The sequence below is a fragment of the Robertkochia sediminum genome (genome assembly GCF_016786255.1).
In the GTDB taxonomy this organism is placed as follows: Bacteria; Bacteroidota; Bacteroidia; order Flavobacteriales; family Flavobacteriaceae; genus Robertkochia; species Robertkochia sediminum.
In genome coordinates, this window is record NZ_JADMKT010000060.1 from 1 (window position 1) to 4,369 (window position 4,369).

Consider the following 4,369-nt stretch of genomic DNA (forward strand, 5'->3'; position numbering starts at 1 on the left):
TGAGCATGCCTGAATAAGGTTGCCCTATTTCGGGTTAATATTTTATCTCTAATGTTTCCCTTTGCTTTACAGATAAGCTTTTAAGGTGTTTTTCAAATTCCATAGGTTTCATGTTTTTTAATGAACCATGGGGGCGCTCATAATTGTAAAGATAGATCCATTTATCCATTAATGAACGTGCCTGGGTTAAACTGATATTGATGTTATCAAAGTTGATGTACTCGTTCTTTAAGACACCATTTAAAGATTCTGCATGAGCATTCTCCCAGGCTTTTCCTCCCATACTCGGATTAATCTTAAAGATGTCATATAGCCTTCTCATTTCCTTACTTCCATACTGTGAGCCTCGATCAGAATGAAAAACAAGTTGCTTTCGCTCGTTTTCACTTAAACCTTTTAAAGCATCTTTCAAGCTGGGAAGCACCGTTTCTTCCGTCTCCATGGTCTTGGACAAGGACCAGCCTTTGATCACTTTTGAATACACATCCTGGATCAATGTCAGATAGTAAAACTGTTTATATCCTACCGGGATATAAGTGATATCGCTTACCCAGAGCTGATGTCTGTCGTTCAGCATCTTTCCCGATAACAGATTTTCATATCGATATCCTCCAGCATAGGTCGTACGGCGATAACTGCGTTTTCTGGGCACCCTGAAGCCTTCATTAAGCAACAATGCTTCCACACGATCTCTACCCATTCCCTTGGGGCGGATCTCATCGTAGAGCTTTCTACAGCCCATTTTAGTGTGATCCTTTCGAAGCTCCGAAGCCATTGCTATGACATACCGTTTGGTAGCCTCCTGAGCTTTTGAACGGGCTAACCGCTTATAAAATGCCTGTTTGGTGATCCCTATCATAGCATACAGATCGTTCATCTTGTAGCTATGCGACGATTTGTCCTCACGAAAACGCGCTATGACCGTCGTTTGGACTTTTTTTCAATATCCACTCCTAGTTCAGAAGAGGCCACATCAACCACCTGCTCCAGGTAGTCGATCCGCATTTGTTTTTGCCCTAAAGCACGCTCCAACTCCGCTATGCGCTGCTGAAGCTCTTTGTTCTTTTGAGAAATACTCTTCTTTTCCACCACGACTCGGGTTTGATTTTTATAAAGATCGGAATATTTCCGTAACCATTTATAAATGGCCGCAGGGCTTACCTGATAAATCCTGGACACTTGACTTACGCCTACTTTTCCAGATTCAATTTGCTTGACCAGATCCAATTTCAGATCCAGATCAAAAGTCCTCTTAGTTGCTACTTTTTTCATCGTTTAAAAAGGTTGTGAAAAAAGGCAACCTATATCAGGCGGAGTCAGTTACAGGTAATAGGTAACAGGTAATAAGTAATAGATGGGTGTCTTCGCGAGGTTTGCGAAGCAAACTGTGGCGATCTCATAAAAAGGGTAAAGGCGTAAAGTCCTCCTTCGCTAAGGCTTTCTCCTTCCTTGTCATTTCGGAGAACAGGTCGGTGGATGAAAGGTAATAGGTGTGTCAGTTCGAGTGCCGGAGCGGAGCGACGGTGTATCGAGAACTATTTACAGCCTACAGCCTACAGCCTACAGCGTTATCCACTATCCACTAACTTCTGAAAACCGAAACCTGAGAACCGTTTCCCCTTCTCTAAAACGGCTACAGCGCCTATTTTCGCTACACCTAACGTGATTTCTAACGTTTGCGTAGAAAAGTCGGCTACAACACTTGAATAAGACAAAGCTATTACCGAATTTTAGGGTGGAAGGATTTCACCTTCCTGACCAAGAATTAGTATATGAAGACAAAGACAACACCAACCATTCCCGAAGAATTTAAGATCACCGAAACCATCAACCAGGATACCTGGCTGGTGAACGGGGTGCTCGAAAAGTGGGAAGGTAAAACATCAGAAGTATATTCCAGTATTTCATCTACCGAAGATGGCAAGCCCACCCTGTTAGGGACCATTCCGTATTTGGGAGAGCCTGAAGCCAACCGCGCCTTACTGGCTGCTGCCGATGCCTTTGGAAAAGGTAAGGGGCTATGGCCTACCATGAAGGTGGCCGATCGTGTGCTCTGTATGGAGCGCTTCGTAAAGCAGATGGAAAAGCAACGCGATGCCGTTGTAAAACTCCTTATGTGGGAGATCGGAAAGACCCTGAACGATTCCCGAAAAGAGTTCGACAGAACAGTAGAATACATTTACGATACCATAGAAGAGTACAAACAGCTGGACAGGGATTCGGCGAAATTCACCAAGCACGATGGCATCCATGCCCATATCCGCAGAGGACCACTCGGGATCGTACTGTGTTTGGGCCCGTATAACTATCCGCTCAATGAAACCTTTGCCCTGTTGATCCCGGCATTGATCATGGGGAACACGGCAATTTTCAAACCTGCCAAGCACGGGGTGCTTTTGATGACCCCGCTGCTGGAAGCCTTCCGTTCCAGCTTCCCTAAGGGTGTGGTCAATATCGTTTACGGTCGTGGCCGAGAGGTGGCTGCACCGATCATGCAAAGCGGACGAATTGATGTGCTGGCGCTCATTGGGAACAGCCGTTCTGCGGTAGCCCTGCAGGACCACCACCCCTATAAGAACCGATTGCGTTTGGTACTCGGACTCGAAGCTAAGAATCCGGCGGTGATACTCCCGGATGCCGATATGGATCTCACCATCAACGAATGTATCTCCGGTACCCTCTCGTTTAACGGGCAGCGTTGTACCGCCCTTAAGGTGCTCTATGTACACGAAGAGGTTGCCGATACCTTCAACAAGCGCTTTGCAGAGCGTGTAGATGCCCTTAAGTTCGGAAATCCGTGGGAAGAAGGGGTGATGCTTACTCCACTGCCGGAGCCCGGAAAGCCTGAATACATTAAAGAGCTTATCGACGATGCCCTGGCTAAAGGCGCCAAGATCATCAATAAAAAAGGTGGGAAGATGATGGGGAATTACATCTATCCGGCGGTTTTATACCCCGTTACCAAAGACATGAGGGTATATGAGGAAGAGCAATTCGGACCGGTGATCCCGATCATGCCGTTTGATGATATCGAGCAGCCTGCAGCCGATGTAGCCGATTCCAGCTACGGACAGCAGGTGAGTCTCTTTGGAGAGAATGTACATAACCTGGCACCGCTTATCGATACCCTGGTGAACCTGGTATGTCGCGTGAACCTGAACAGTTCTTGTCAGCGCGGCCCCGATGTGTATCCGTTCACAGGACGTAAAGATTCTGCTGCAGGAACGTTAAGTGTACACGATGCCCTGCGTTCGTTCTCAATTAGAACCTTTGTCGCATCAAAAGATAACGACTACAACAATCGTATTTTGAATGACCTGCTCGATAGTAAGGCGTCGAACTTTATTAGTACAGATTATATTTTATAGATTGGTTATATCATTAGTGTTCTGATCCCCGCCTTTTGGTGGGGATTTTTTTTAACCCCTTCCGTCTGACTCTAGGTCAGACACCTTCCCCTTGCAAAAAGGGGAAGGGGAGGGAGCGTTGTTTGAATTGGGATATTGTTACTTTGAAAACCCCATCCGATTTTGCTTCGCAAAACCACCTTCCCCTGAAAGGGGAAGTGTAACGTACTTTGCTTGACAATGAGAAGATCGAGAAGTTAAAATATAGAACGATCTCCTTCCCCTCCCAGGGGAAGGTGGCAGTGCATTAGCACTGACGGAAGGGGTTTATTGCACATGCAATCCCGATTAACCTTGTAACCTCGTAACCTCGTAACCTCGTAACTTTTCCTATATTTGAACACCTAAACACTTACCACTATGAAAAAGCTACATAAAATTGTTCTCATCATCATTCTTATTGCCGGAACGTTCATTCTCTGGAATGCTGATAAGCTGCTTGGTAGTACCGGAGAAGTTCTCGACGGATATAATGAAGAAAAGGCCGAGGAGCAGTTCGAAGCCGTTAAAGAGGATTTTCCTGAGGCAGGTTCACCGGCTGTCGGACTCAATCCGGCGCACGGACAACCGGGACACCGATGTGATATCCCTGTAGGATCACCCCTCGATGCTCCTGCAAAAGCCAACACTGCAAATAAAGGGCTCCTGGCGCCTGGACCAGCCACGATGACCAATCCGCCTCACGGGCAACCCGGTCACCGTTGTGATCTCGCCGTAGGAGCGCCGTTACCACAATAACCCCTTCCGTCTGACCGGAGGTCAGACACCTTCCCCTTAAAATAAGGGGAAGGGGAGGGAAATCGATTTTTTGATTTGGGGTGTGGTTGCTTAAGGTAGCTGCCCTGTATAATGCATCTCCGCATCTTCATGAGATCGCCACAGTTTGCTTCGTAAACCTCGCGAAGACATATGATTCAAATCTGTCACCTCGAGTGATCACGCGTAGCGGGATCGTATCGAGA

General features: G+C 46.7%; 4 protein-coding genes. 2 read left to right on the top strand and 2 right to left on the bottom strand.

The genetic code is table 11. The features are described from left to right. Nucleotides 1-34: 34 nt before the first annotated feature. Nucleotides 35-919, bottom strand: a complete 885-nt coding sequence (locus IS446_RS00300; protein ID WP_317192146.1) for an IS3 family transposase — start codon at nt 917-919, stop codon at nt 35-37. Then, complete coding sequence (locus IS446_RS00305) at nt 916-1,272, bottom strand: transposase (protein ID WP_203057171.1); 357 nt, start codon at nt 1,270-1,272, stop codon at nt 916-918. The genes IS446_RS00300 and IS446_RS00305 overlap by 4 nt, the downstream gene beginning before the upstream one ends. A gap of 500 nt (nt 1,273-1,772) precedes the next feature. Here IS446_RS00305 and IS446_RS00310 point away from each other — a divergent pair, with 500 nt between their 5' ends. Together IS446_RS00310 and IS446_RS15575 are read left to right on the top strand one after the other, a co-directional pair. After that, complete coding sequence (locus IS446_RS00310; RefSeq protein ID WP_203057172.1) at nt 1,773-3,368, top strand: NADP-dependent glyceraldehyde-3-phosphate dehydrogenase; 1,596 nt, start codon at nt 1,773-1,775, stop codon at nt 3,366-3,368. A 399-nt stretch (nt 3,369-3,767) separates the two neighbouring features. Then, complete coding sequence (locus IS446_RS15575) at nt 3,768-4,145, top strand: hypothetical protein (RefSeq protein WP_203057173.1); 378 nt, start codon at nt 3,768-3,770, stop codon at nt 4,143-4,145. Nucleotides 4,146-4,369: the final 224 nt, after the last annotated feature.

Coding starts and splice junctions, on each gene's coding strand:
- IS446_RS15575 (WP_203057173.1), top strand. CDS start 3,768: ATGAAAAAGCTACATAAAATTGTTCTCATCATCATTCTTATTGCCGGA.
- IS446_RS00310 (WP_203057172.1), top strand. CDS start 1,773: ATGAAGACAAAGACAACACCAACCATTCCCGAAGAATTTAAGATCACC.
- IS446_RS00305 (WP_203057171.1), bottom strand. CDS start 1,272: ATGAAAAAAGTAGCAACTAAGAGGACTTTTGATCTGGATCTGAAATTG.